This is a genomic window from uncultured Flavobacterium sp. (genome assembly GCF_963975005.1).
Lineage (GTDB): Bacteria > Bacteroidota > Bacteroidia > Flavobacteriales > Flavobacteriaceae > Flavobacterium.
In genome coordinates, this window is the sequence record NZ_CAXBFR010000201.1 from 1 (window position 1) to 1,891 (window position 1,891).

The window sequence follows — 1,891 nt, forward strand, 5'->3', positions numbered from 1 at the left end:
CCTTTGCTCCAAAGTTTAATGTTTCTCCCTTTGCACCTACTAAAGATTTTTTTTCACATTCAAAACAAATTTTTGCTACACCTATAATTTTAGAGTTGTTTTTAAAAATAAAAACATCTCTAAAAAAAGGATCGCAAGCATATTCTGTACTGTTACCAATATTACTTTGACTAAATATTGTTGATAATTCAGTAAATAAACTTTTAGGTATATGATTTTTTATTGGATATAACGTTTCCAAACTTTTAAAGAAACTTGAGTCAGAAACCGATATTGGATAATTATATTCCATTAAGATTTTAAAAAATTCTTCATCACTTTCAGTTCTATCACTTTGACTTACTTGGAACAATTTCGTAATAGTATCTTCATCATCTATTTGATAATGTATAACTTCGTCAAATTTAAAAAATGGAACAGGTTTTTCTGATTTTTTTTTGTTACAACTTGCAATAAAAAGTAATACTAATATTAAGCTAATTTTTCTCATAAGTACTTTTTGACTCTTATATAATTATTATTTCTAAATCAAAATATCACTCTCCAAATCAGATTTTTCAATATTAAATCCGAAACCTAGCTTTTCAACCAATTCGATTACTAAATTTTTATACCAATTTTCACTTTTAGGATGAATGTAAATGCGTTCAATTAATTGATTAATGTCTACATCAATTTTTAAACCATCATTTATTTTTAAGTTGTCTGAACTTACGTCAGAAATAATTCGAACTTCTCTTTCATACTGAAAACTTTTTCGCTTAAACAAAAACGGAAAAAAAGTATCATCAAATGGAATGTGTTCTTTTTTGTAATCAATATAATTTACTTGTCCAATATGCTGTTCGGTTTTTCGCTCCGTTTCTAAAGATTTCTTTAGTCTTCCAATTGTTGATTGAATGGCTAAACCTTCATTGTTTTTCGTAAAAATTTGCCACATTGCAAAGGATTCATATTCATTAATGTGCCAACTGCTAATCACGACTTTTTCTCGATGTGATTTATAGTAATCTAAAAATTTGGGATTATTGGCTGCAATTTTCTTGATTTCTTCATAAGTAGGTTCAGAAAATGTGCCTTCGTATTGGTCTTCAAATTTATCTGAACGCGACATAAACAAACGTTTGGACATAAGCATGTCTAAAAACTTAGATAAATCCAAATATTTCCAGACAATAATAGTATCATCGTCTGGTAAAATAATATTTGGATTGTTTATGTACATTTTAAAATCTTTTTGGGAATCTCATTGAATATTGTCCAGCATATATTGCTAAAAGTAACCAGACTACAATAAATTTATGTAAGTATTCTTCAATTGTTTGGTTGTCAAAAAAATATTCTAGAGCTATGACTGTTGCAACAGAAAAAAGTAAAAAAAGCCCTGTAAAATATTCCCTTTTCATAAATTTATATTTTTTGTTTATTCAAAAGACTGCATTAAGACTAATTTAGAATACATTCCGTCTTTAGCCATTAATTCAGTGTGAGTTCCTTGTTCAACTATTTCACCTTTTTGCATTACAATAATATTATCTGCTTTTTGAATGGTAGATAATCTATGTGCAATTACAATTGAAGTTCTGTTCTGCATCATGTTTTCTAGAGCCACTTGTACAAATTTTTCACTTTCTGTATCCAAAGCAGATGTTGCTTCATCCAAAATCATAATTGGAGGATTTTTCAAAACAGCTCTAGCAATAGATAAACGTTGTTTTTGTCCACCTGATAATTTTCCACCTGCATCACCAATATTAGTTTCTATTCCTAAAGGTAAATCATTTACAAACTCAAAAGCATTAGCTACTTTAAGTGCATCAATAATTTCTTCATCTGTTGCATCAGGTTTTCCAATAAGAATGTTGTTTTTAATGGTATCATTAAATAATAT

General features: G+C 27.9%; 3 protein-coding genes. All 3 read right to left on the bottom strand.

All coding sequences use genetic code 11. The features are described 5' to 3' along the window. A partial coding sequence (locus AACZ53_RS14465; protein ID WP_339839902.1) for a hypothetical protein occupies window positions 1–490 on the bottom strand: 490 nt, incomplete at its 3' end. Between the two features lie 33 nt (window positions 491–523). After that, window positions 524–1,225: a hypothetical protein gene (locus AACZ53_RS14470; RefSeq protein WP_339839904.1), complete on the bottom strand. Its 702-nt coding sequence runs from the start codon at window positions 1,223–1,225 to the stop codon at window positions 524–526. Window positions 1,226–1,423: 198 nt separating this feature from the next. Further along, a partial coding sequence (locus AACZ53_RS14475) for an ATP-binding cassette domain-containing protein (protein WP_339839907.1) occupies window positions 1,424–1,891 on the bottom strand: 468 nt, incomplete at its 5' end.

Coding starts and splice junctions, on each gene's coding strand:
- AACZ53_RS14470 (WP_339839904.1), bottom strand. CDS start 1,225: ATGTACATAAACAATCCAAATATTATTTTACCAGACGATGATACTATT.